Below are 24,538 nucleotides of genomic sequence, written 5' to 3' on the forward strand. Positions count from 1 at the left end.
ACATTCCTTTCCTTATTGGTGATTTTTTCTCTCCCGCCGTAAAGGGAGAGTAGTGCACCTGAACGAGCCCCCGGATTTAATAATTTCATCGTAGGGCACTTCATGAACTATAAAACCGTATTCCCGTAATTGTTTGTTAACATGCATATTTTCCGGCAGTGATATAACATGGCGGTGGCCGAGGGAGAATACGTTAGTCCCCAATCGGCTCTGTTCCTCATCTGGTACAGAAATAATGTCAAAAAACTGTTTGACTGCCTCCAGGCTCTCTGTTTCAAAGGCTGCTTCGTAGGCAATAGCAGTAGAACTGTCTAAAATATTAAAAATACAGTCCAGATGCAGGTGGCGGTTATCAAAATGCACCGGAACAATATGCTTGTCAGGACACACCTTCTGAAGTTCGTCGAGGCCTTCTTTAGAGGTCCGGGAGCTCTGGCCGATAAAAAGGAGCTTTTCCGAAAGCATAACGTCCCCGCCTTCGATAGTGCCGCTTTTTAAATGGGTGCACGCCCCGTAACGCTGTTCGTACCACTCCGCTAATGCCGTGGTTTCTTCTGAACGAATAGACGTACCCATGTTTGATACAATCAATTGATCATCAACCACAAACCCAATGTCCCGGGTGAAGACCTGCTCGGGCAGAGAGGCAGAGGCGGGCAGAAAATGCACAGAAGCCCCGAATTCCTGAATGACAGCCGTGAGCTGGTTATGCTGAGATACTGCTTTTTCTATATCAATATCAGTGGAAGCGTACTGCTTCTGCATTTCATTTATTACTTCTTTAATAGCCATATGCCTGGGTTCGCACATGATAACATCTGCTAAAACAGAATATTCATCTTCCACATACGCAGTTATAGTGTTGGTCAAAAGAACCCGCTCCTTTTCTCTTTAAACATATATTATACCAGACAAAACACAGGGAATTAGGTATGCTTAAAGGAAAGAAAAGAAAAGTTTTAAAAAATTGTTGAGAAGAATTGACAAAAGGCATAAAATGAAGGGTAGTATAAATATGAAAAATCCTTACATATCAAGGGTTTTCGAGATAGATCGTCAGCGGGTCCGGAAATCAGCCGCTGGTTGTTTACAGAAAGAGAGGCACGAAGTATGTTTAAACGAATATTAATAGCCAACCGCGGCGAGATTGCAGTTCGCATTATAAGAGCCTGTCGGGAACTTGGGATTGAGACTGTAGCCGTATATTCAGAAGCAGATAAAGAAGCCCTGCATGTCCATATGGCAGACGAAGCTTACTGTGTGGGACCGTACGCTTCCTCCGAAAGCTATTTAAAGATGACTAATTTAATTTCCACTGCTCTAAAAACAGGAGCTGAGGCGATCCACCCAGGATACGGATTTTTAGCAGAGAACGCTGAATTTGCCGAAATCTGTGCAGATCATGACATTACGTTTATCGGTCCTTCTCCGGAAGCGATCCGCCGGATGGGAACGAAGGACGTGGCAAGAGAAACGATGAGAGATGCAGGGGTGCCGGTGGTGCCGGGGAGCAATGGTTTGCTTGATGAAAACACGGACGTCCATGCACTCGCAGAAGATATCGGTTATCCTGTGATGATCAAGGCTACTGCCGGAGGCGGTGGAAAAGGGATGCGGGCAGCTCATAACGCTGAAGACCTGGAAAAGTGTATCCAGATGGCCCGCCAGGAAGCTGAGAGTTCCTTTGGGGACGCCGGAGTTTATATGGAGAAGCTGGTCGTGGAGCCAAGGCATATTGAGATCCAGGTTATGGCAGACAGTCATGGAAACGTTATCCACTTAGGGGAAAGAGACTGTTCAATTCAGAGGCGCCACCAGAAGCTTGTAGAAGAGGCCCCGTCACCCGCTCTTGATGAAGAGACACGAAAAGCGATGGGAGAAGCTGCCGTTCAGGCTGCAAAAGCAGTTGATTACTGCGGGGCAGGCACAGTGGAATTCCTTTTGGATGCACATAAAAAGTTTTATTTTATGGAGATGAATACGAGAATTCAAGTTGAGCACCCCGTAACAGAAGAAGTGACCGGTGTTGATTTAATTAAAGAACAAATTTATGCAGCTGCCGGCCATGAACTGCAGGTGAAGCAGGAGGAGATTGAAATTGAAGGATGGGCGATGGAATGCAGAATCAATGCAGAAAGCCCGGCAAAAAATTTCAGGCCTTCTCCGGGAAAGCTTGAACTTTATCTGCCTCCGGGCGGACTTGGCGTACGGGTGGACAGTGCGATGTATACTGGGTTTAAAATTTCCCCCTACTACGATTCAATGGTAGCCAAGCTGATCGTCCGCGGAAAAAACAGGGAAGAAGTGATTTCCCGGATGAAGCGGGCGCTGCGTGAATTCGTCGTAGACGGAGTGGATACGACGATCCCGTTTCACCTGAAGCTTTTGAATCATGAAGATTTTATTTCCGGAAACTTTACTACAAACTTTTTGGACACCCATTCCATTATGGAAGAAGAAAGCAGTGTCTAGCATATAGGAAGGCGGAAGGATCGATGGCGACCAGATCGACAAAAAAGCGGATTACGGATGCAGCGTTGGAGCTGTTTGAAGAATTTGGCTTCCATGCGGTCACCGTCGATCGCATTGTGAAACAGAGCCATACATCCAAAGGCGGTTTTTATCACAACTTCACGTCCAAAGAAGAACTTTTGTACACCATCCATGAATCTTTCATTACCTATGTGCTCACAAAAGCAGACGAAGTGCAGTCCAGATATGACACACCGGCTGAACGGTTATATGAGGTGATACGGTCGTTTGTACGTATGTTTGAAGTGTACCGTCCGCATGTAACAGTGTTTTACCAGGAAGGAAAGCATTTGTCTTCAGATTATTTCAAGCGGCTCGAAGCTAAACGTGATGAATACAAGAATACGATGTTCCAATTGGTCGAAAACGGCATTGAAGAAGGAGAGTTCCGTAAGGAGCTTCCAGTGCCTATTACGTCGATGGCGATATTTGGAATGATGAATTGGACATACAAGTGGTACAAATCAAGCGGCCTGTACTCGCTTCAGGATATTGCGAACATATTTGGCGATCTGGTGATGAATGCCGTCCTTACCGATGAAGCCAGAAAACAGCAAAAATACCAGCGTTTTTTCTTGAATTCAACGCATGTGTAAGTGTTTATTTTGAGAGGAGAGAACCCTAATGTATTCTATTGAAGAAATTAAAGAGCTCATTCAGGCAGTGGACGAGTCCTCTGTTGGAGAACTCGAGATCCGCAACGATATGAAAGAAAAGGTTACTATACGTAAAGAAGCAGCAATGCGTCCTGTGGCCCAGCAGACCGCAGCGCCGTCGCCACAGCCAGCCGCCCAGCCGGCTCCGCAGCAGTCAGAAACGAAAAAAGAAGAAACGCCGGAAGACAGCGGGCAGAAGGAAACCGATTCCAATTATTATGAAATTACATCACCGATGGTAGGTACGTTTTACCGTTCCCCTTCACCGGAAGCAGGAGCTTATGTAGAAAAAGGCGCGGCGATTAAGCCGAACACGATTGTCTGCATCGTAGAGGCAATGAAGTTGATGAATGAGCTTGAAGCAGAAGTCACCGGAGAAATCGCAGAGATTTTAGTGGAGGACGGAGAATTAGTAGAATACGGGCAGCCGCTTTTCCGGGTGATCCCTTCATAAAAAATATGCTCCGGGACTGAGAAGCCCCCGGAGCATTTTTGTATCTGTTCAGGAAAAGGAAGCACCGATAAACATCAGAAGGACACTGCTGAAGCTGAGAACAAAGGGAACGTTGGCGACGAAGGAAAAGCGCCGGTGCCAGAGAACGAACAGCTGGTCGAGTGTAAAAAATAAAACAGCAGCGAAAATACCCATGAGTGCGATGTTCCAGTGCTGGGAAAAGGCATAAACAAAAGCTCCGCCAATCATGTGCAGAACGAGAGAGACTTCGGGAATGCGCCTGAAGAAAAGGTTGGTGATCCAGTCTGAACAGATCGAAAGAATAGTACCATAAACAATAATTGGTACGAGGGAAAAAAAGCCATAGATCGTATAGCTGTGCATTAAATCAGCCAGGGTGCTGCTGCCGTTTGTCGTAAAGGGGAGGACAAGGGCCATAACAAACAAAAAGAGCGCCCAGACAGCCAGTGAGGTATGCAGTTTATTCATCGACGATCCCCCCTGAGGTATTTAATTTTGTATTACCGCTTTCATACAGAACTAAACCCGTATATATGATGAGGGAAAAGCTTCTGTTTCTGATCGGGAGGGAGGATATGATACGATAGGAAAGGAAATTTTAACGAAGGTACAGAGAAAGGATTAGACAATGATTTGGACAATAGCTCCCTGGTTTTTTTATGTCATCTGCGCCGTTGTTACACTAGTAATAGGAGGAGCAGCAGCGTACGCGCTGCACCGGGTTGGTGCTAACCGGTCAAAGCGGATAGAGCAGCTGCTTTCCCCGTTACTCGCTGTTTTTATGGTGGGATTATTTTTTTATTTGAGCTTCAGTTTTGCCGACCGCCTGCAGCCGGGAGAACAATTAATAACCCCGAAGAGTCTTGAGGAAGCGCAGGAAACAAAAGCAATTATCCCCCTGGGCTCTTATGCGGTACTCGATAACGTGTATGCTTTTGGGTATTACAAAAACGACCAGTGGAATGGCAGAGATGTTCTCGTCCGTGCTCAGGTAACGGACGAAGAGGCCTTTTTGGAATCGTACGATCCTTATATAGCCGGAAACGGCCTGTTTTTTAACCACTCCCGGGTGGAGTTTGAAGAAGCGTACGAAGAGGAGTGGCGGGCACCCGCAAAGGATGCTGAAAGCCGGCTGCTGAACGGGGAGAGCCTGGAGCTTGACGGAGTAACAATTGAAGCTGAGCAGACAGAATAATGTTCAAGGAGGAAACTAATCATGCGGATTGCAGCAGTAGAACAAAACGGCCATTCTTTTCTTGCCGGATACGATGAAGAATTTGATGTGTACGTCGATTTAGAAATTGGGGAAAACGGTGATTTGAGAAAATGGCTTGAAGAAACCGTAAACGGAAAAGCACTGCTTGTAGAGCGGTGGCAGGATTATGCAGAAAGCCGGCACCAATTCAAAACGTATGCCGCCGAAGACGTAAAATTACTTCCGCCGGTTAAACTGGAAGGGCAGAACATTATCTGTATCGGGAAAAATTATGCTGATCATGCTGCAGAAATGGGGGCGCAAAACGCTCCGGAGGCGCCTCTGGTATTTACGAAATCGTCTTCCTCATTAATCGCGGATGGTGAGACTGTAGAATTGGACGAATCATTTACAAATGCTCTGGATTACGAAGGGGAAATAGCTGTAGTTATTGGAAAAGCCGGGAGGCGGATTTCAAAAGAAAATGCCATGGATCACGTGTTTGGCTACACGTTGTTTAACGATATTACTGCAAGGGACGTACAAAAGCGTCACCAGCAGTTTTTTCTCGGCAAAAGTGGGGATACATACGGCCCAATCGGCCCGTATGTTACTGTCGGTCCTTCCGGCCAGCCATCAGACTGGACATTGGAGACCTATGTAAATGGAGAGAAAAGACAGGCCGGCAGTATGTCAGATCTTATTTTTGATATTGCAGAGCTGATCGAACAATTATCCAGAGGTATGACACTCCGCCCGGGCGATGTTATTGCCACAGGGACGCCGGCTGGTGTCGGCTCAGGGTTCAATCCTCCTAAGTATTTAAAGGACGGAGATGCTGTAGACGTCCATGTGGAGGCGATTGGTACGCTCTCCAATAAAGTAAAAAAAGTGTAGCCTATGCAATGCCTGAGCCGTACTGCGCCTGAAGAAGCAAAAAGAGCGGGGCAGCGTGCAGAAACTGTTTAACGTCGATGCCGAGCCGGTCTGTTACTTTGTCTAGCCGGTATTTCAGCGTATTTCTGTGCAGGTGGAGCCTTTTAGCGGTAGCGCTGCTGTTTAAGTTTTCGAGGAAAAAAGTATAAAGAGTGTGCATCAATTCTTCATCCTGTTCAAGACTGCCAAGAGCATAGTGAAGCAATTCTTTTTTAGAACACCGGGTATTTTCCATCAGATGAATGCAGGGCAGTGCTTCAAAGGGGGCAAAGGAACGCCTGGAGGGCTGCTGCTCCTGAAGAAACGAAAACATCTCCTGTTCCTGCTGATAAATTAAACGTATGTTCTCACTGCGGTATACCTTTCTTCCGTAATAAACAGAAGCATCGACCATCGTGTCTCCCATCAGCAGGCTTGATAATTCCTGGGCCTCAAATACTTCCTCCTCGTCTGAGTCATCGTCCGGGATAACAGCAAGAAGCTTTTCATCCCCGAGGACGGTAAGAATTAGAGAGCGCTGGTAATATTCAAGAAGGGTATCGTAAATGTCGTTTTTCCAGCGGTAAAGGCTGGATCCTTCAAGAAATAAAAAACGAAACGGGTTGGGAATCTGCTCAGGAAGCGTATCGCTTTTTGCCTGAAGGTAGGATGCCCACGGAGAATCCTCCCGGCTGCTTTGGGATACGGGAGTGAGCACGGTTTCAAGCAGCTGCTTCTCCCGGGTGGAAAGGGAATGGATGGGAAAAGCCATTTGTGTGCCATCTGGAAGCATGTAATAAAGGTGTTGTCCGGGCTGGGTAATTTCCTTCCACTGCTCCTCGGGCACTGCTTCTGGAAATAGCGAAATAATATCATTATACAAGCTGACCGCCTCCTATTCTTACATTATTGTATCAGACACGGATTATTCTAAGGTATAAGACTTTTAACGAATCGTCGCACAGGTGATAGAATGAACGAGAAAGCTAAAATAGAAAGGATGAACGAAAGTGGCATATGAACTAGAAGGAATCCGTCAGCTGGATGTAGACGAACTGAAAGAACAATATAATAACGGTAAAAAAACACCGATCATGATTGATATAAGAGAGCCGGGCGAATACGAGGAACGTCATATACCGGGTGTGCCTCTTCTTCCAATGAATCAGGTCCCGGAAGTGATCGATCAGTTTAAAAAAGATGAATCGTACGTGTTCATCTGCCGAAGCGGTTCAAGAAGCCAGCATACGGCTCAGTATTTTCAGGACAACGGCATTGAAAATGTTTATAATTTTGCCGGAGGGATGCTCGCCTGGGATGAAGAAACGAATTCCGGCATGGAAAATCCGTTGAAGGACGTAAACGATTTATATAAAAAATAACCACGAAGAAGCTGCAGATGAATTTCTGCAGTTTTTTATATAACAGCCTTCACAATTTTCACTAAAAAAGCTGGCCGTTTCTTCTTTTCTATAAAGATGAAGGGTTTAGTATTAACTGAATTGGGAAATAGCGAAAAAGAGCATTGATTTCAGTTGATTGAGACAGGAGGCGTATGTATGCAGAAAAATAGTATTTTATGGACCGTATTGACGGCACTGATCGTTGGCGCAGCCGTATATTTTCTTAAAGACGGAGAAACAAGAGCGCAGGTAAAAGACGTATCAAAACGTACAGCGGCCAAAGTAGGCGGCAAAACGAAAGAAGAAGAAGATAAAGAATTGAATGAAACTGTAGGTAACCCGAACCCTCAGGATTTTGAAGACAACAAAATGGTTTCTGAAGGTGCTCAATACTCCGTTCTTCATTACGAAGAAGCAGAGGAAAAAGAGGAAGAACCGCTCCGGACAGCAAAGGAAAAAGATGAAAAATAGGCAACAGAAAGACAGCTGTCGAAGTGCTTAATGCACGCAGCTGTCTTTTTTATTTCTGAAGCTGATTGAAGGAAATGGAAGGCTTCGGTCTTTTCAATAATTGCTTTACTGGGGTACAATATTCAGAGTGTACTACTATAACGGCTGTAAAGGATGGGTTGGCATGATTACTATCGAAAAGCAAACGATCGCAGATATTCCCAGCCTGCATGTTTCTAACCAGGCAGATAAACGTCATCCGCAGCCGACGGTTTTATTTTGGCATGGCCTTGGCAGTAGTAAAGAGCAGAATCTTTCCTTTGCCTATTATCTGGCAGAAAAGGGAATGCGGGTCGTACTTCCGGATGCTCGTTATCACGGAGAACGTGAGGGTGATATCGATGCCGGCAGGAGAACCTATGCGTTTTGGGATATTGTCATGCAGGCGGTAGAAGAAACTGAAGCTTTGCTGAATGAAATGACTACATATGAATGGATTGACAACGGCCGGGTATATGTTTCCGGTACCTCCATGGGAGGAATCATTTCATGCGGGGCACTCAAGTCCTTCGAGTGGCTCCAGGGGGGCATGATTATGATGGGATCGCCGTCCTGGAAAGCGATGGCCGAAGAACAGATCCGTTCATTAAAGAAAACGTCTGACTGGGAGCTGTCGGAACGCGAAGAGCAGGGTCTATTAGACAAGCTGGCTATGTATGATCTCTCTCTTGATCCTGCTAAAGTAGAAGCAAAGCCTATCTTCTTTTGGCACGGAAAAGAAGATGACGTCGTGCCTTATGAATTATCGTATCGTTTTTATGAACGTCTTCCTGACAGAGCCTCCTCGGGGCAGGCTTATTATCTGCAGCAGGAAGCGGGGCATAAAGTAACGAGAGAAGGAATGATTGCAGCTTCAAAATGGGCCTCTTCCCATATTTAAAGAAAACGTCCAGTAAGAAAGGGGGACAACTATGCTTACAAGCCATTCATCTATCGTATCAGAAGTCATACGTGTCCTGGTTATCGTATTCGGGGCTCTGATTATGGCAGTCGGCCTGAACTTGTTTTTGGAGCCGGCAAATGTGTTTGCGAGTGGAGCCACGGGGATAGCGCAGATTATTGCAGGTTTTCTGCCGCTTTCCACAGGAGTGCTCTTGTTTTTAATTAATATACCGATTGCCATGCTCGGCTGGTTTAAAGTAGGGCGGCTGTTTACGTTCTACAGCTTTTTGCACGTAGCGCTGACGACATTTTTTCTTGACCTTATACCTATTACTGAACTTTCAGGAGACATTTTATTAAACAGTGTCTTTGGCGGGGCGATTACAGCGGCGGGAGCTGCCGTAGCCTTGAAATGGGGAGCTTCTGCAGGTGGACTGGATATTGTAGCCCTGGTGCTGGCCCGTATGGGAGACCGTCCGGTTGGCACGTATTTTATGCTGCTGAACGGAATCATCGTCATAGCAGCGGGCTTTCTGTATAACTGGGAAAGCTCTCTGTATACCCTCGTGACGCTGTATGTCGGCTCAAGGGTCATAGATACTATTCACACGCGGCACGTAAAGCTTACAGCTTTAATTGTAACGAAAAACCCGGACGAGATGCGCGATGCTATTCATCAAAATCTGACCAGGGGGATCACGCGTATTCCGGCCCGGGGAGGATTTGATGCGAGCGAAAAAGAAATATTAATGACAGTGATTACACGGTACGAAATGTACACGCTTCAGCAGGTGGTTCAGGAAGCAGACCCGGAGGCATTCACAAACATTATCAACACGACAACTGTTTTTGGTCTGTTCCGTAAAGACGACTGATCAAAATAAAAGCCGGGAAGTGAGAGCGATGTCCGCAAAAAGGTGGTTAGCTGCAGTAATGGCCTGTTTCTGTATGCTCTCTGCTGCTGCTTGCGGCAGCGAACAGGCTGCTGAAGAGCCTTCTTCCGGAAGTCTGGAAGCTTCAATGACAAAAAATAATTGGGGGCTTACCGGTAATCTGGACACTGAAAACAATATCTGGCATTTGGAATTTGAAAATACAGGCAGCAAAGAAATGAAGCTGGATTTCCCGGATGGCCAGGAAATAGAAGTTATCATTACAGAAGAGGGCGCCTCCGAACCAGTTTATATTTATTCGGAGGGGAAGGTATTTACGCAGGCGGAGAAATCCGTGGAAATCAGTGCCGGAAACATACGAAGGTGGGACGGAGAGCTTGATGCAGATCTTCTCGACCCTGAAAATTCGTACCGGGCAGATTTTCGGATCCGTGCTGAAAACCTGGACATCCCGGCTTTAAAAACGTCTGAAAACCCGTAAAAGCAGGAGCTGGCAAAGCTCCTGCTTTTTAGTATCAATAAATAAAAAAAGCAGCGAGAGAAAGAAAGCCAATAGTACCGCAAATGATAGCCGTGAACCTGCCGCCTGCAAAAGCGATCAAAAAGGCAATGCAGAGGCCGAGCAGACCGAACCAGGGATCAGGCGGGGAGCGGAGGGCCCCCGGCAGCAGGAGGGCTCCGAGCGCTGCGTACGGGATGAGCTGGAGCGCCTGCTGCACGGAAACGGGCAGGCGGTTAATATTTAACGAAAAGAAAGGAACAACTCTCGTTATGTATGTAATAATGCCCATTCCAATGATTAAAAGAAGCATGTTCATGGCTGGCCCCCCTTTTTATGCTTTAAGGAACTGACATATACGACAATAGTAACTGAGGCTGTCATTGCTGCTGGCACAGCCCACCCCGGGGAAAGCCAGAGCCCAAGAAAAGTGTTGATAGCTGCGCTTAAGCCAGCGGTGTAAAGAGCCATCCGGTATTTTAAAATGGCGGGAAACAACAGTGCTGCAAAAAGGGCATATAAGGCAAAATCCATGCTGATCTGCAGATAATCGGGGAAGAAGGCACCAAAATAATATCCGGCACATGAAAAAGTAACCCAGCTGATATATGCTGCCAAAAAGACCCCAACCCCGAAAAGCACTGTGGTTTTATTCCTTCTGGCGGAGAGGAGCGCGAAGACTTCATCGGTTAATCCAAATGCCAAAACGGCCTGCTTCCATTTAAAATCAGAAAAAAGAAATTGTTTAGCGGAAGCACTCATTAATAAATGCCGGATATTGATGAGAAAGGTAGAAATCCAAATGCTGTATAAACCAGCCCCGGCAGTAATCAGCCCAATAGCCATATATTGAGCGGCACCGGAGAAAATTATAATACTCATAAGTGCTGTTTCAAAAATGGACAACCCGCTGTTGGCGCCAAGCAGACCAAATCCCAAAGCAGCAGGAACATAGCCGGCAGCTATGGGCAGACCCTGAGTAAGACCGCTGGCCCAGGAGTGTTCTAATGCAGATGTATTACTCATAAGGAACTCCTCTCTATTTATTATATTATACATTTGTATGTTATATTATACAACAGAGGTGAAAAAATGAAAGAATCAATTGGAAAAGAAATCGGTAAAACGTTACGACTGCTCCGCCATGAGCGTGGGTGGAGTCTGGACAGACTATCTGAAGCCACAGGGGTGAGCAAGCCAATGCTTGGACAGATTGAGCGCGGGGCATCGAACCCGACGATTACGACGATGTGGAAGATTGCAGAAGGGATGGGGGTGGGTTTTTCTACTTTTTTGCAGCAGCAGCGCCCGGACACGGAATTTGTTTCCGCTGATAAAGCTGAATGGCTTGAAGGAGAGAATGGCTATGCAGTCCGGAATATTTTTTCCAAACATGAGGAGGCTCCCGTCGAATGGTATGAATTTGTGCTGGATGCAGGGGGGAGCCATTACTCCTCAGCCCATCCATTTGGAGTGGAGGAATACATTTTTGTGTACGAAGGACAACTGGAAGTACAGACGAAAGAGGAAAGTAAACAATTAATGAAGCCCGATGACGCGCTTCGTTTCCGGGCGGACCATAACCATGCCTATATTAATAACGGCCCGGAAAAAGTGAAGGGTGTGCTTATGCTTTTTTATACGGCTTACCGGTAATAAAAAAGCCTTCCCGTGGGTGGGAAGACAAAACTTAAAAACGGAAGCCGTAGCGTTTGGAGATAACATCGTAAAAGCCGAGGGAATTATATAATGCTTTTGTGGCTGCATTGTTCACTCCGGTTTCCAGCTCAATGCCTTTGATGTCATTATGCTCGGCCCAGTAAATAATTTTTAACAGGAGTTTCTTGGCAATGCCCCGGTTCCGGTACTGCTGATCCACGTAGAGATCATTCAGCCAGACGTAATAGCCGCCCTTTTCAAGACTGATACCGATATTTAAAAAAGCAGCCCCGACAATCTGTTCCTCTGTTTCGGCTACAAAAATATGAGCGGTGGAGTCGGAGTCCAGGGAAAGATCGATAGCCCGCTGCAGAAAGCGGTAAGCATCCTTCATGCCGATGGAATCCATCTGCCCCATGAGCAGATCTGCTATTTGATTTCTCACGTACTGTTCGGTATCTGTAGGTACTTTATACACCTGCATCGTTTGAACACATCCTTATTCAAAATCACGCGTTTAGTTTTTAAAAAGCACCGGATCGTATGCAGAAAGCTTTAACCGTTCTTCTAAATAATGGGCGATGCCGTCTTCTTCATTTGTGCCAATGACTTCATTTGCCACAGATTTCGTATCTGTACTGGCATTCCCCATGGCAAGCCCCGTGCCGGAGGCTTCAAGCATTTCCAGGTCGTTATCCTCATCTCCGAAAGCAATCACATCCTCCATCGTGAGCCCCGCATAAGCAGCGACCTTTTCGAGGCCGTTTGCTTTATGATTTCCCTTTTTTATAATTTCAATCATATGGTGAGGCTCTCCCCACGAGCGCTGGTGCATGCCCTGGGCTTCACTGGATGAGAGCAGGTCCTGCAGACGTTCTACTGTGCCCTCCTGAGGATATACAAGCAGGGAAGTAGGAGAGTTTGGCAGCACTCTTTCAAGTCTGCCGGCCCCGGTTACCGGCCCCTGGAAAGCCAGAAGATCAATAAAGGATTCATCATGCTCATCCATATACACGTCGTCGAGCACTTCGGCGAGCATATTTTGAACATTTAACGTCCGGCATGTCTCAATCACTGTCCGGGCAAGGTCCAGGTCAAGCGGCTCATGGAAGGAGCGGAAAGAACGGTCGGCCGGGTGATGCACATACGCTCCGTTGAAATTAACGATAGGTGTAGAAAGGCCGAGCTGCTGATAGTACATTTTACTGGCCCGGTATGGTCTGCCGGTAGCGATAGCTATTGTATGTCCGGCCTGTTTAGCCTGCTGGATTACTTTCCAGGTCTTTGTGGAAATTGTTTTATCATCTTTTAGAAGCGTCCCGTCTAGATCAAGAGCTATCAAATGTTTTTTCATAAAAACCTCTTCTTTCCTGGGGGAAATATAAATGCATCCGTACGATGGTACAGAAACAGCGTCGTTAAACACGATCCGCTCTTTATTTTACTGGAACACAAGCAAAAAGAAAAGAAAAGGAATACCGCTCCCATGTGAAAAAAGATATAAACATTTCAGTCGTTTATACATCAATTGTACATTTTCATACATAAACTACATTCTATGAAAAAAGGCTGAACAAATAGAAAAAGCTTAAAAACTCAGCTTATGAAGGTAAAGAAAAAATATGAAGAAAAAATAAAAATACAGTTGCATTAATATATATTCAGACTTATAATAATCACCAGAACATATTGTATAAAGATAAATAGAGGTGCAACTTTATGAATACAGCGATTATTGGAGCAACTGGCTACGGAGGAGTGGAATTAATACGCATGCTGGCCCAGCACCGCGGGGTTGAACAAATAGACGTTTATTCCTCCTCAAAGCAAAATACGAAGCTTTCAGATATGTATCCGCATATGAAAGATTTATATAATGAAATTCTGCAGCCGCTTGAGAAGGCTGACTGGGGCGCATATGATGTTGTATTTCTTTCCACGCCGCCCGGGATATCAGCGGAGTGGAGCGAAACCATTGCAGCGCACACCAAAGTGATTGATTTGTCCGGAGATCTCCGGCTGAAGAACGCAGGAACCTACGAACAGTGGTACCAGCGTCAAAGTGCCCCGGAAGCCCTGCTTCAGGAAGCGGTTTATGGTTTGACAGAATGGAACAGGGAGGAAGTGGCAGGCACTTCTCTTTTGTCAAATCCGGGATGCTACCCGACGGCAGTACTTCTTGGTCTTCTGCCGCTGGTGGATAAGGATGCTGTTGACCCTGCAAATATTATCATTGATGCAAAAACAGGTACTACAGGAGCGGGACGGACGCCGTCAGAGGCGACTCATTTCAGTGAAATGGACGGGAATTTTAAAATTTATAAAGTGAATGAGCATAAGCATACACCGGAGATTGAACAGGCACTGGACATGCACACGGGTGGAAATCATCCCGTTACGTTCAGCCCTCACCTTGTTCCGATGACAAGAGGGATTTTGGCTACTATGTACGTGCCGCTTACCGAGGGGACGAAAAGCGGGCATATAGAAGAGCTGTTTCACCAGGCATATGACCAGGAGCCTTTTGTCAGAATAAGGGGAGAAAAATCATTTCCGGCGACTAAAGAAGTATATGGGAGTAACTTTTGTGATATCGGCTGGACAGTGGACGGGCGCACCAACCGGCTGACGGTCGTTTCAGTAATTGATAACTTAGTTAAAGGCGCCTCGGGGCAGGCGATACAAAATATGAATGTGATGCTGGGAGCAGAGGAGAAAGAAGGAATTTCTCAACTTCCGGTTTATCCATAAGAAAGGAAGAAAAATCATGGTAGAGGCATCGACAGCAGAGCAGGTAATAGAAGTATCGGGAGGCAGCATTTTAAGCCCTGCCGGTTTCTCCGCAGCGGGTATTCATACAAAGGTCAAAAGAAAAAGAAAAGATCTCGGAGCTATTATTTGTGACGTACCAGCGTCGAGTGCCGCTGTATATACGTTGAATAAAATTCAGGCAGCACCGCTGCAGGTGACAAAAGAAAGCATTGCCAAAGAGGGAAAGCTCCGGGCAATTGTCGTCAATAGCGGGAATGCCAATTCATGTACAGGCAGACAGGGACTTGAAGATGCCTATACCATGAGAAAAAACAGTGCCGAAAAATTCGGCCTGCCGGAACATCAGGTAGCAGTAACTTCTACGGGTGTGATCGGCGAAGCAATGCCGATGGATAAAATAAATGAAGGTATTGCGAATCTCGAGCCGGAAACCGGATTTGAACGGGCGCAGGATTTTAATGAAGCGATCATGACCACAGACGTCGCCGGAAAGCACGCATGCTTTCAGACGTGGGTGGACAATAAAGCAGTTTTTATCGGTGGCGTGGCGAAAGGCTCCGGAATGATACATCCGAACATGGCTACGATGCTCGGGTTTGTGACCACGGATGCTGCCATCGAACCTGCTCATCTGCAGACGGCGCTTTCAGAAATTACGAACAAAACGTTTAACCGGATTACCATTGACGGCGATACGTCCACAAACGACATGGTAGTCGTCATGGCGAGCGGCAAGGCGGAAAACAGTCCGCTGCACCCGGGTCATCCTGATTGGAACGCGTTCGTTACTGGATTGAAAGAGACATGTGAATCCCTTTCGAAAAAGATTGCAAGAGATGGGGAAGGCGCCACTAAGCTTATTGAAGTGAAGGTCGAAGGCGCTGCTACAGATGAAGAAGCCGGCCAGGCGGCCAAGCAGATTGTTGGCTCAGATCTGGTAAAAACCGCTGTATACGGCACAGACGCCAACTGGGGCCGGGTGATTGTCGCTCTAGGCTACAGTGAAGTTGAACTTGACCCGGACACTGTGGATATATCAGTAGGGCCGGTGGAAACCTTGAAAGCAAGCACTCCGGTTCATTTTTCCGAAGAGGATGCAAAAGCGTACCTGGAAAATGACACGGTGGAAATAACGGTAAACCTCCACGTGGGAAATGGAAGCGGCAAAGCATGGGGATGCGACCTGACATATGATTATGTAAGAATTAACGCCGGGTACCGGACGTAAGAAAAGAAGGGGGAGAAGAGCATGAACAGCATCACTGTAGTTAAATGCGGCGGTTCCACGGTGAACAAACTCACAGCTGAATTTTTCAAAAGTATAGCCTCTATGAAAGAAAAGGGCATGAACCCGGTGCTTGTGCACGGGGGAGGACCTGAAATCAACCGTATGCTTGAGCAGATGCAGATTGAGTGTGAGTTTGTAAACGGGTTGCGAAAGACAACGCCCGAGGTACTTGAAGTAGCAGAGATGATTCTTTCCGGAAAAGTGAATAAATGTCTCGTTTCCTCCCTTCAATCTGCCGGCTCTCCGGCGTTTGGAATGTCCGGTATTGACGGAGGGCTTTTAGAAGCAGAACAGGTGGCTGATCAGGATCTCGGGCTCGTCGGCGACGTCGTGAACGTTAATACCTTCTGCATACACTCCATGCTTGAAAGTGGTTTTGTTCCGGTGATCGCTCCTATTGCGGCGGATAAAAACGGCAAAAAATTAAATGTGAATGCTGACGCGGCTGCTTCGGCTGTCGCCCAGGCGATAGGCGCAAAAGAGCTTCTGTTTATTACAGATGTTGAAGGCGTGCTTATCGACGGAAGCAAAGCGGACTATATTCACGTAGAGAAGCTTGAGCAGCATATTCACGACGGAGAAATTTACGGCGGAATGATACCGAAAGTCCAGGCAGCAGCGGCAAGTCTGACCGGGGATCTGGAAAAAGTCATTATTGCCGGCGCGGACGGGCACACAGACAAAGCAGGCGGGAAGCTGAAGGGCACGGCAATAATCAGAGAACAGGTCCAGGCTCCGTCCCTGACTTGAAAGGAGGAGAACAATGCAGCAGACAGAACAGAAATCGCACCTATTTGAAACGTATAAAAGATGGGAACTCACTTTTTCACATGCAGAGGGCTGCACCGTCACGGATAAAGAAGGGAAAGAATACACGGATTTAATGGCCGGCATCAGCGTTGTCAATCTTGGCCATGGTGATCCCGATGTAATAAAGCATGTAGAGAAGCAGCTGCACGCTGGATGGCACGGATCCAATTTTTTTCAATATGAACAGCAGGAGCGCGCTGCAGAGCTTTTGACGAAGCTTACAGGCCTGGATCTGGTGTTTTTTGCAAACAGCGGTACCGAGGCAAATGAGGCAGCTATAAAGTGCGCCAGAAAATATACCGGGCGTACGAAAATCCAAAGCTTTGTCCAGTCTTTTCACGGGCGGACATACGGAAGCATGGCAGCAACCGGCCAGGACGCCATTCATCAAGGATTTGGCCGCATGCTCGAGGACTTTGAATATTTACCGTATAACGATGTGAATGCGCTGGAGAAAGCTGTGGATGAAAACACCGCGGCAATTATACTTGAGCCGGTGCAGGGCGAGGGCGGTGTCATTCCGGGAAGTCCGGCATTTATTCAAAAAGCCTCGGAGCTTGCAAAGCAGCACGGAGCACTGCTGATTGTGGATGAAGTACAGACAGGCCTTGGACGCACCGGTACGATGTTTGCCTATGAGCAGGCGGGGGTGAATCCTGATATTGTAACGACGGCGAAGGCTCTTGGCAACGGATTTCCGGTAGGGGCAATGATTGGCAGAGGATATTTGCAGGAGGCCTTTGGCCCTGGGACCCATGGCTCTACATTTGGCGGAAATCCGCTTGCTATGGCTGCTGTTGAAGGAACGCTTCAAAAGCTGATGAGTATTAATGCCCCGAAGATGGCAGCAGAAAAAGGACGCTTTTTCATGAATCTTCTTGAAGAAAAAATCGCCTCTCTGCCGGTGGTAAAAGAAATACGCGGCCCGGGACTTATGATTGGCATAGAGCTTACCGAAAGTGCTGCACCTTATGTACTCGCCATGCAGAAAAAAGGATTTCTGCTGATTGCTGCAGGACCTAACACGCTCAGGCTTCTGCCGCCACTGACAATTTCGTACAGTGATCTGGAAAAAGCCGCAGCAGCGCTGAAAGAAGTGCTTGAAAAATAGAAAACGTACCAGGAGGGTTTGTAGATGAAAAGTTATATAAAATTGGAAACAGGCGAAATATTTGAAGGCAGCTGGCAGCAAGCCTTTCCGGATACGTATGGGGAAATTGTATTTTTTACAGGTATGACCGGCTACCAGGAAGTGATGACAGATCCTTCCTTTCATGGCCAGATAGTTGTCTTTACTTACCCGTTAATCGGAAATTACGGCGTAAATCCAACAGACAACGAAAGTACGCAGCCGCAGCCGGCGGGTATCATTGTCAGCGAAGCCTGCAGCACTTCGGGTCATTATGAAGGTGATCAGACGCTCGCGGAAGCAGCTCTTGCGGCCGGCATTCCCGTTATGGAAAACGTGGACACGCGGGCTTTAGTCAAAAATATCCGGGAAAAAGGCGATATGGGCGCAGTAATGACCGGGAACCCGAAATCTGTGAATGTCGGGGAATATGAGCCACTCGGAGAGCGCGATGTGATTAATACTGTAACGGTGGACAAGCAGATAACGATCGGCAGCGGCGACCGGCACGTAGTAGTGATGGACTTTGGCTACAAACAGTCCATGGTGGATCAGCTGAACAAAAAAGGGTGCAAAGTAACGATTGTGCCTTATGATACACCGAAGGAAACGATTGAAGATCTGGCCCCGGACGGACTGCTGTTTTCCAACGGGCCCGGCAACCCGAAGCAGCTTGAACATTATTTGAGCACCTATAAGGAGCTTGCCGAAGGCTATCCAACTTTAGGAATCTGTCTGGGCCATCAGCTTCTCGCGCTGGCGTTCGGCGGGGACACGGAAAAGCTTCGTTTCGGTCATCGCGGCGCAAATCAGCCGGTACAGGACCTGGAAACGAACAAAGTGTTTATGAGCTCTCAAAACCACAGCTATGTTGTCACCGACAAGTCTCTTCCAAAAGAGACTTTCCGGGTAAAATATAAAAACGTCAATGACGGTTCGGTAGAAGGCATGATGCATACGAAATTTCCAATCATGACAGCTCAGTTTCACCCGGAAGCCCACCCGGGACCGGCAGACAGCGAAGAAATTTTTGATGAATTTCTGGAAACGATAGAGAATAAAGGGAGAGAAGCCACCTATGCCTAGAGATAAAAAAATAAACAAAGTACTGGTGATCGGCTCTGGTCCGATCGTCATTGGGCAGGCTGCAGAATTTGATTACTCAGGCACCCAGGCATGCCTGGCACTGCGGGAAGAAAACATTGAAGTTATTCTGCTGAATAACAACCCGGCAACCGTAATGACAGATAACACCTGTGCCGACAAAGTATATTTTGAGCCGCTCACCGTAGAAACGGTGGAGCGGATTATAGAGCAGGAGCATCCGGACGGCGTGCTCGCTACTCTTGGTGGCCAGACCGGTCTAAACCTCGCGCTTGCTTTTTCCGAACAGCAAACGCTCGAAAAGCACGGGGTGGAGCTTCTCGGTACGCCGATCGAATCCATCCGGCAGGGAGAAGACAGAGAGGCATTCCGTGCCCTCATGCACGAATTGGATGAGCCGGTGCCTGAAAGTGAGATTGTGGAGAAAAAGGAAGAAGCACTGGCATTTGCGAAAAAAACGGGCTATCCAATTATCGTGCGGCCGGCGTACACCCTCGGCGGAGGAGGAGGCGGGATCGCCCAAAATGAAAAAGAGCTCCGCCACATCATCGAGGGCGGGCTGGAGGCAAGCCCGATCCACCAATGCCTGGTGGAAAAGAGCATAGCCGGGTTTAAAGAGATTGAGTACGAAGTGATGCGGGATGCCAATGACACATGCATCACCGTCTGCAACATGGAGAATATCGATCCGGTAGGCGTGCATACTGGGGATTCCATCGTGGTGGCCCCGTCCCAGACCCTGACGGACGTAGAGTACCAGATGCTTCGGAGCTCTTCGTTAAAGGTTATCCGGGCGCTTGGGATCGTAGGCGGGTGTAATATTCAGTTCGCGCTCGACCCGGTCAGCAAGCAGTACTATTTGATCGAAGTAAACCCGAGAGTGAGCCGTTCTTCCGCTCTTGCTTCTAAAGCCACAGGTTATCCAATTGCCCGCATGGCAGCCAAAATCAGCATTGGCTATCACCTGCATGAGCTGTTAAACCCGGTCACGGGACATACGTATGCAAGCTTTGAACCGGCGCTCGACTATGTAGTAGTGAAATTTCCACGTTGGCCGTTTGATAAATTTTCCTACGCAGACCGCACGCTTGGCACGCAGATGAAGGCGACAGGGGAAGTCATGGCTATTGAAAGAAATCTCGAGGCCGCTCTGCAGAAAGCAGTAAGGTCACTTGAGATTAAACTTGACGGGCTGGCTCTGCCGGAATGCAGGGAGACGGCTGATGAAAATATTTTAAACGAAATCCTGCAGCAAAACGATAAGCGGTTCTTTTATATTATGGAATGGCTTCGCCGCGGCGGGGATATGGAAACTATTCATGAAAAAACCGGTATTCAGTATTTTTTCCTGCGGACCTTTTCTGCCCTTATTCAAAAAGAAAAAGATATTGCTGGACTTTCCTGGGAAGAGTGGGATGAAGAGCAGCTGCTCCTGTGGAAAAAGGCCGGTTTTACGGATGAACAGCTGCATGCCCTCTCCGGAGTGGAAATTGGAGAAATACTTCAGCTGAGAAGAGAGCTGAACATATTCCCTTCGTATCACATGGTCGATACGTGCGCAGCGGAATTCACTGCGGAAACTCCTTACTACTACTCCAGCTGGTACAAGGAAAGCGACCGGCAGGCCGAACCGGTCGAAAATAAAGTGCTGGTCGTCGGTTCCGGACCGATCCGGATCGGGCAGGGCATTGAATTTGATTACTGCTCGGTGCACGGGGCACGGGCATTGAAAGAAGCCGGCTACGAAGCGGTAATTGTAAACAATAACCCTGAAACGGTAAGCACCGACTTTGAAATGGCGGATCATCTGTACTTTGAGCCGCTCACGGCTGAAGACGTGCTTCACGTGGCCAGGGAAGAGCACGTAACGAAAGTGATCGTACAGCTTGGCGGGCAGACAGGGATCTCGCTCACTGAGTCGCTTGAACAAGCAGGGATGGAAGTGCTCGGCACGACATCTGATATTATTGACCAGCTCGAAGACCGGGACCGTTTCTACCAGTTTATGCAGCAGGTGAATGTTCCGCATATCCCGGGAGTATCCGGCCACAGCAGAGAGGAAACGCTCAAGCAGGCGGAAAAGATCGGCTATCCGGTGCTTCTCAGACCTTCCTACGTCATTGGCGGCCGCGGCATGGCGATTGCGACCAACGAAGAAGAGCTGGTGGAATATATTGAAGATCCGGCCAATGATATTGAATATCCAATATTGATTGACTCCTACAAGCCGGGTACAGAGCTCGAGGTGGATGTGTTAACAGACGGCAGCGACATATGGATACCTGGTATATTTGAACACGTAGAAGAAGCAGGTGTTCATTCAGGCGATTCGATGGCGGTAACTCCTCCTTTCAGCATCAGTGAAGAGGTGAAACAGCTTCTGGTGGACTATACGCAGAAAATTGCGGAAGGCATGGATTTTCACGGTATCTTTAACATTCAGTTCGTCTACGATGCCGGTGAATTGTACGTAATTGAAATAAATCCAAGAGCGTCGCGGACAGTGCCCGTCTTTGCTAAAATCACTGGTGAAAAAGTGATTGAAGGTGCGGTGCATCTGCTGCTTGGTCATTCACTTAAAACGTGGACAAACGAGAAAGGGCTTCACGAAGAGCCGGGTTATTACACAGTGAAAGCCCCGGTTTTTTCCAACGACAAATTGAGCGGGCTGGATCCGGTACTGGAAGCAGAAATGAAATCCACCGGAGAGCTGATCGGTATATCAAAGGATCTTTCCGGGGCCTTTCAGAAAGCATTTGCCTGGTCGGAAACGCAAATCCCTCTCCTATTCAAAAAAACCGGAAGTGTCTACTGTGAAATTGCTGACGGGGAATACGAAAAAGCAAAACCATCTCTGGACAAACTTGAAGGTCTGGGCTATACGTTAGTATTCCCGCAGCACACACCATTTGACGAATGGATTCACTCAGAGGACGCTTCAGCATTTATCAGTATTCCGGAGATCGGGCATAAAACAGGAAAAGAGCGCCGCCAGAAAGCGTTAATTGAACGTAAAACGATCGTAACGAATGCACGTACGCTGAACGTGATGGTTCAGGCGATTCAGGGAGCGCCTGAGCTTCCTGCACCAATCGAATCGTGGCTGCAAAATTACGCTTTGTCCGAAAAAGGAGTGTAGCATATGGCAACAAACCTGAATAATTCCGCCTCTACGCTGAACCAGCAGAGCGTTTTGACACTGCTTGATTTTTCCGCGGCGGAAATCAAACAGCTGCTTGAGCTGGCAGCAGACATGAAGAAAAACCCTGCCGCCTATTACACTCACCTGGCGCATCGTTCCCTTGGAATGATTTTTGAAAATGCGTCGACGAGAACCCGCGTGTCCTTTGAGGTAGCTATGACTCAGATGGGAGGACATTCTTTGTTTCTGAGCCCCCGTGACATGCAGATCGGCCGCGGGGAACCAATCAAAGACACAGCCAAGGTGCTTTCGAGGTACGTTGATGCTTTGATGATCCGGACAAACGATCACGGAAAAGTCGAAGCACTCGCAGAGCATGCAGACGTGCCGGTAATTAATGCACTCACGGATCTGTACCATCCTTGCCAGGCGCTTGCCGATTTGCTGACGGTGCAGGAGCGGAAAGGAAGCTTTGAGGGCTTAAAAAGTGTCTTTATCGGAGACGGAAACAACGTTGCTCATTCCTGGATCATAGCAAGCGTGAAAATGGGAATGGACGCGGTGCTCGCAGCGCCGGAAGGGTATGGCCCGGATCCGGGAGTCTGGAAGCAGATTGAACAGGCAGCAGAGCAGTCAGGAGCATCCGTTTCCCGCACGGAAGATCCTGAAGAAGCGGCAAAAGGAGCGGACGTTATTTATACTGATGTATGGACGAGCATGGGCTATGAAGAGGAGCAGGCGAAACGCCTCGCGGCTTTTAAAGGCTTTATGATTTCTGAAGAGCTTACGGCAAAAGCTTCGGAAGACTACATCTTTTTGCACTGCCTCCCGGCCCACCGTGAAGAAGAGGTAGCGGCTTCGGTTATTGACGGCCCTCATTCAGCTGTTTATGATGAAGCGGAAAACAGGCTGCACGTGCAAAAGGCAATACTTGCTTCGGTCGTCGGCTAGACCGGGAAACCGTTCCTAACATACAGGGACGGTTTCTTTTATGTGAAGAAAGGAGGATAATCACTTGGATTAGCTTGTTTCTGCTTGTATAATTGCCGGGAAGCCGGTAAACAGCGGGAGGGATGACATGTCAGTGAAGCGTGCTGCAGCAGGAGTGATAATTTTTATTTGCGTATTGATCGCTGTATATTTAGGCATCGTTTATTTTTTTCAGGGAAGCCAGACGACAGCCGTCCTTACAGCTATCACGGGAGCGCTGATCGCCGAATGGACATACCACCGTTCGTTCGTAAAGGAATAAAGATTATATGAATAAAACGGCGTGCAGAAAGTAGACAACCGTGCGTGACTCGTATAAAATTATTCCCAGACTAATGAAAACATCCAGCCTGGTTCGTACATAGGCATGGAGTATATACATGAGAATGTGGAAGATAACAAAGGAGAGAGTAGCATGAATGAAAACAGGCGAGTGGTTGTAACAGGAATGGGGACAGTCAACCCGCTGGGCCAGACAGTGGAATCTTCGTGGAAAAATGCTGTTGACGGAGTCTCCGGCATTAATGCTATCGAAAGGGTGGACGTCTCCGAGCTTCCGATGAAAATTGGAGGAGAAGTTACAGACTTCGATCCATCGGCTTATTTGGAAAAGAAAGAGCTGCGGAAAATGGACCGCTTCACTCAGTTTGCTATTGTGGCTGCTATGCAGGCACTTGAGGATGCCGGCTATACAATTACTGAAGAAAATGCGGCCCGGACCGGCGTTTGGATAGGATCCGGCATTGGCGGCATGGAAACGTACGAGACCCAGTTTCAGAACTTTATGGAGCGCGGCTATAAACGCGTCAGCCCGTTCTTTGTACCAATGATGATCCCGGATATGGCTTCCGGCCAGGTTTCCATTTATACAGGCGCCAAAGGAGTGAACTCCTGTACGGTGACAGCATGTGCCACAGGCTCCAACTCGATTGGGGACGCGTATAAAGTGATTCAGCGCGGTGATGCTGACGCTATGATTACGGGCGGCACAGAAGCTCCGATAACAAAAATGGCGATTGCCGGCTTTAGTTCAGCCAAGGCGATCACCATGAATGAAGACCCGAATACGGCGTCGCGTCCGTTTGATAAAAACCGGGATGGGTTTGTGATGGGCGAAGGAGCGGGCATACTGATGCTTGAAAGCCTGGAATCCGCCGAAGCGAGAGGGGCAGAAATCTACGCTGAAATCGTCGGCTACGGCTCTACCGGGGATGCGTACCATCTGACCGCACCGGCGCCGGACGGTGAAGGTGCCCAGCGCTCCATGCAGATGGCTATGGACGATGCAGGGCTTACAGCTGAAGACATTCAGTACATTAACGCCCACGGTACGAGTACACAGTACAATGATAAATTTGAAACGACAGCTGTACGAAAGGTATTTCAGGAGCATGCAGACAATGTATGGATGAGCTCCACCAAATCGATGACCGGTCATCTGCTTGGAGCGACCGGAGGTATTGAAGCAATATTTAGTATTCTTTCTTTAAAAGATAACGTCGTGCCTCCAACTATTAACCTGCACGAGCCGGATCCGGAATGTGATCTCGATTACGTGCCAAACGAAGCCCGGAAAGGTGATATCCAGGCCGTTTTAAGCAATACCTTTGGATTTGGCGGACATAACGCTACACTGGCATTTAAAAAATGGCAGGCATAAAAAAGTCTGGGCCTCTGCGCCCAG

Annotated in this window: 27 protein-coding genes; 20 read left to right on the forward strand and 7 right to left on the reverse strand. The window is 47.7% G+C overall.

Annotation, left to right across the window (positions count from 1 at the left end):
- Positions 1 to 12 precede the first annotated feature (12 nt).
- Positions 13 to 870, reverse strand: a complete 858-nt coding sequence (locus G548_RS0105820) for a dimethylarginine dimethylaminohydrolase family protein (protein WP_022793211.1) — start codon at positions 868 to 870, stop codon at positions 13 to 15.
- A gap of 240 nt (positions 871 to 1,110) precedes the next feature.
- Here G548_RS0105820 and accC point away from each other — a divergent pair, with 240 nt between their 5' ends.
- From accC to accB, 3 genes are read left to right on the forward strand one after another with little or no spacing between them, the layout of a single operon-like run.
- Entirely contained in the window at positions 1,111 to 2,472 is a 1,362-nt protein-coding gene (gene accC, locus G548_RS0105825; RefSeq protein ID WP_022793212.1) for an acetyl-CoA carboxylase biotin carboxylase subunit, read from the forward strand.
- A 23-nt stretch (positions 2,473 to 2,495) separates the two neighbouring features.
- The gene (locus tag G548_RS0105830) at positions 2,496 to 3,128 is read left to right on the forward strand and encodes a TetR/AcrR family transcriptional regulator (protein ID WP_022793213.1); all 633 of its coding nucleotides are present in this window, start codon (positions 2,496 to 2,498) and stop codon (positions 3,126 to 3,128) included.
- 28 nt (positions 3,129 to 3,156) lie between these two features.
- Entirely contained in the window at positions 3,157 to 3,642 is a 486-nt protein-coding gene (accB, locus tag G548_RS0105835) for an acetyl-CoA carboxylase biotin carboxyl carrier protein (RefSeq protein ID WP_022793214.1), read from the forward strand.
- A 48-nt stretch (positions 3,643 to 3,690) separates the two neighbouring features.
- On the opposite strand, the gene G548_RS0105840 is transcribed toward accB, so the two are convergent.
- A complete protein-coding gene (locus G548_RS0105840) occupies positions 3,691 to 4,131 on the reverse strand; it encodes a hypothetical protein (protein ID WP_022793215.1) in 441 nt (146 codons plus the stop codon).
- A gap of 160 nt (positions 4,132 to 4,291) precedes the next feature.
- Here G548_RS0105840 and G548_RS0105845 point away from each other — a divergent pair, with 160 nt between their 5' ends.
- Both G548_RS0105845 and G548_RS0105850 read left to right on the forward strand, forming a co-directional pair.
- A complete protein-coding gene (locus G548_RS0105845) occupies positions 4,292 to 4,858 on the forward strand; it encodes a hypothetical protein (protein ID WP_022793216.1) in 567 nt (188 codons plus the stop codon).
- Positions 4,859 to 4,879: 21 nt separating this feature from the next.
- Positions 4,880 to 5,755: a fumarylacetoacetate hydrolase family protein gene (locus G548_RS0105850; RefSeq protein ID WP_022793217.1), complete on the forward strand. Its 876-nt coding sequence runs from the start codon at positions 4,880 to 4,882 to the stop codon at positions 5,753 to 5,755.
- A gap of 1 nt (position 5,756) precedes the next feature.
- Here the strand turns inward: G548_RS0105850 and G548_RS0105855 are convergent, their stop codons facing one another.
- Positions 5,757 to 6,656: a PucR family transcriptional regulator gene (locus G548_RS0105855; RefSeq protein WP_022793218.1), complete on the reverse strand. Its 900-nt coding sequence runs from the start codon at positions 6,654 to 6,656 to the stop codon at positions 5,757 to 5,759.
- Between the two features lie 127 nt (positions 6,657 to 6,783).
- On the opposite strand from G548_RS0105855, the gene G548_RS0105860 reads away from it, so the two are divergent.
- The 5 genes from G548_RS0105860 to G548_RS0105880 all read left to right on the forward strand — a co-directional run bounded on the left by G548_RS0105860 (position 6,784) and on the right by G548_RS0105880 (position 9,942).
- A complete protein-coding gene (locus G548_RS0105860) occupies positions 6,784 to 7,155 on the forward strand; it encodes a rhodanese-like domain-containing protein (RefSeq protein WP_022793219.1) in 372 nt (123 codons plus the stop codon).
- Between the two features lie 177 nt (positions 7,156 to 7,332).
- Entirely contained in the window at positions 7,333 to 7,647 is a 315-nt protein-coding gene (locus G548_RS17440) for a hypothetical protein (RefSeq protein WP_022793220.1), read from the forward strand.
- Positions 7,648 to 7,810: 163 nt separating this feature from the next.
- A complete protein-coding gene (locus tag G548_RS0105870) occupies positions 7,811 to 8,566 on the forward strand; it encodes an alpha/beta fold hydrolase (protein ID WP_022793221.1) in 756 nt (251 codons plus the stop codon).
- Between the two features lie 31 nt (positions 8,567 to 8,597).
- The gene (locus tag G548_RS0105875; protein ID WP_022793222.1) at positions 8,598 to 9,443 is read left to right on the forward strand and encodes a YitT family protein; all 846 of its coding nucleotides are present in this window, start codon (positions 8,598 to 8,600) and stop codon (positions 9,441 to 9,443) included.
- Positions 9,444 to 9,471: 28 nt separating this feature from the next.
- Positions 9,472 to 9,942, forward strand: a complete 471-nt coding sequence (locus tag G548_RS0105880) for a BsuPI-related putative proteinase inhibitor (protein ID WP_022793223.1) — start codon at positions 9,472 to 9,474, stop codon at positions 9,940 to 9,942.
- Positions 9,943 to 9,976: 34 nt separating this feature from the next.
- On the opposite strand, the gene G548_RS0105885 is transcribed toward G548_RS0105880, so the two are convergent.
- Positions 9,977 to 10,279 (reverse strand): AzlD domain-containing protein, encoded by a 303-nt coding sequence (locus G548_RS0105885; RefSeq protein ID WP_022793224.1) that lies wholly within the window; start codon positions 10,277 to 10,279, stop codon positions 9,977 to 9,979.
- Positions 10,276 to 10,986 carry an AzlC family ABC transporter permease gene (locus G548_RS0105890; protein ID WP_022793225.1) on the reverse strand — a complete coding sequence of 237 codons (711 nt, stop codon included), beginning with the start codon at positions 10,984 to 10,986 and terminating at the stop codon, positions 10,276 to 10,278. Before G548_RS0105890 ends, G548_RS0105885 begins: the two co-directional genes overlap by 4 nt.
- 66 nt (positions 10,987 to 11,052) lie before the next feature.
- Here G548_RS0105890 and G548_RS0105895 point away from each other — a divergent pair, with 66 nt between their 5' ends.
- Entirely contained in the window at positions 11,053 to 11,616 is a 564-nt protein-coding gene (locus tag G548_RS0105895; RefSeq protein WP_022793226.1) for a helix-turn-helix domain-containing protein, read from the forward strand.
- A gap of 34 nt (positions 11,617 to 11,650) precedes the next feature.
- Here G548_RS0105895 and G548_RS0105900 read toward each other — a convergent pair whose 3' ends face one another.
- Positions 11,651 to 12,103, reverse strand: a complete 453-nt coding sequence (locus G548_RS0105900) for a GNAT family N-acetyltransferase (protein ID WP_022793227.1) — start codon at positions 12,101 to 12,103, stop codon at positions 11,651 to 11,653.
- A gap of 33 nt (positions 12,104 to 12,136) precedes the next feature.
- On the reverse strand, positions 12,137 to 12,973 hold the full coding sequence (locus G548_RS0105905; protein ID WP_022793228.1) for a Cof-type HAD-IIB family hydrolase: 837 nt from the start codon (positions 12,971 to 12,973) through the stop codon (positions 12,137 to 12,139).
- 365 nt (positions 12,974 to 13,338) lie between these two features.
- Here G548_RS0105905 and argC point away from each other — a divergent pair, with 365 nt between their 5' ends.
- The 9 genes from argC (at position 13,339) to fabF (ending at position 24,514) form a co-directional block, all read left to right on the forward strand.
- Positions 13,339 to 14,370, forward strand: coding sequence for an N-acetyl-gamma-glutamyl-phosphate reductase (argC, locus tag G548_RS0105910; RefSeq protein ID WP_022793229.1), 1,032 nt, complete (start codon positions 13,339 to 13,341; stop codon positions 14,368 to 14,370).
- A 16-nt stretch (positions 14,371 to 14,386) separates the two neighbouring features.
- Entirely contained in the window at positions 14,387 to 15,619 is a 1,233-nt protein-coding gene (gene argJ / locus G548_RS0105915; RefSeq protein ID WP_022793230.1) for a bifunctional glutamate N-acetyltransferase/amino-acid acetyltransferase ArgJ, read from the forward strand.
- Between the two features lie 21 nt (positions 15,620 to 15,640).
- A complete protein-coding gene (gene argB, locus G548_RS0105920) occupies positions 15,641 to 16,429 on the forward strand; it encodes an acetylglutamate kinase (RefSeq protein WP_022793231.1) in 789 nt (262 codons plus the stop codon).
- Between the two features lie 13 nt (positions 16,430 to 16,442).
- Positions 16,443 to 17,600 (forward strand): acetylornithine transaminase, encoded by a 1,158-nt coding sequence (locus G548_RS0105925; RefSeq protein ID WP_022793232.1) that lies wholly within the window; start codon positions 16,443 to 16,445, stop codon positions 17,598 to 17,600.
- A 24-nt stretch (positions 17,601 to 17,624) separates the two neighbouring features.
- Positions 17,625 to 18,704: a carbamoyl phosphate synthase small subunit gene (locus G548_RS0105930; RefSeq protein ID WP_022793233.1), complete on the forward strand. Its 1,080-nt coding sequence runs from the start codon at positions 17,625 to 17,627 to the stop codon at positions 18,702 to 18,704.
- Positions 18,697 to 21,861: a carbamoyl-phosphate synthase (glutamine-hydrolyzing) large subunit gene (locus G548_RS0105935; RefSeq protein WP_022793234.1), complete on the forward strand. Its 3,165-nt coding sequence runs from the start codon at positions 18,697 to 18,699 to the stop codon at positions 21,859 to 21,861. Before G548_RS0105930 ends, G548_RS0105935 begins: the two co-directional genes overlap by 8 nt.
- Positions 21,862 to 21,864: 3 nt before the next feature.
- A complete protein-coding gene (gene argF, locus G548_RS0105940) occupies positions 21,865 to 22,815 on the forward strand; it encodes an ornithine carbamoyltransferase (protein ID WP_022793235.1) in 951 nt (316 codons plus the stop codon).
- 127 nt (positions 22,816 to 22,942) lie between these two features.
- The gene (locus G548_RS19150) at positions 22,943 to 23,116 is read left to right on the forward strand and encodes a hypothetical protein (protein WP_022793236.1); all 174 of its coding nucleotides are present in this window, start codon (positions 22,943 to 22,945) and stop codon (positions 23,114 to 23,116) included.
- A 153-nt stretch (positions 23,117 to 23,269) separates the two neighbouring features.
- On the forward strand, positions 23,270 to 24,514 hold the full coding sequence (gene fabF / locus G548_RS0105950) for a beta-ketoacyl-ACP synthase II (protein ID WP_022793237.1): 1,245 nt from the start codon (positions 23,270 to 23,272) through the stop codon (positions 24,512 to 24,514).
- Positions 24,515 to 24,538 lie beyond the last annotated feature (24 nt).

Origin of the sequence: Marinococcus halotolerans DSM 16375, from assembly GCF_000420725.1 — a bacterium.
Lineage (GTDB): Bacteria > Bacillota > Bacilli > Bacillales > Marinococcaceae > Marinococcus > Marinococcus halotolerans.